The sequence below is a fragment of the Rhodococcus sp. PAE-6 genome, assembly GCF_025290685.1.
Taxonomy (GTDB): domain Bacteria; phylum Actinomycetota; class Actinomycetes; order Mycobacteriales; family Mycobacteriaceae; genus Rhodococcus; species Rhodococcus pyridinivorans.
Genome location: NZ_JAOCLZ010000218.1, coordinates 1 through 240, shown reverse-complemented (window position 1 = coordinate 240; position 240 = coordinate 1). Strand labels below are relative to the sequence as shown.

1 pseudogene is annotated in these 240 nt (G+C 70.8%); it reads left to right on the top strand.

What is annotated here, in order from left to right:
- A pseudogene (gene entE, locus NVV99_RS26810) lies at window positions 1–240 on the top strand (2,3-dihydroxybenzoate-AMP ligase); the annotation flags it as partial.

The window sequence follows — 240 nt, the reverse complement described above, 5'->3', positions numbered from 1 at the left end:
GCGCTCCCCGTCTTCTCCCTGCCCGCGCACCGCGTGTCGGAGATCGGCTACTTCTGCCGGGTCAGCGACGCCGCAGCGTACGTGATCGCCGCCGAACACGGCGGATTCGACTACCGCGGGCTCGCCCGGCAGGTCGCCTCCGAAATGGAGAATCCGCCGGTGGTCGTGGTCGCCGGTGAGGCCGAGGAATTCCCTGCGCTCGGGTCGTTGCGCGACCGCGAAGCGGCGCCGATCACGGAG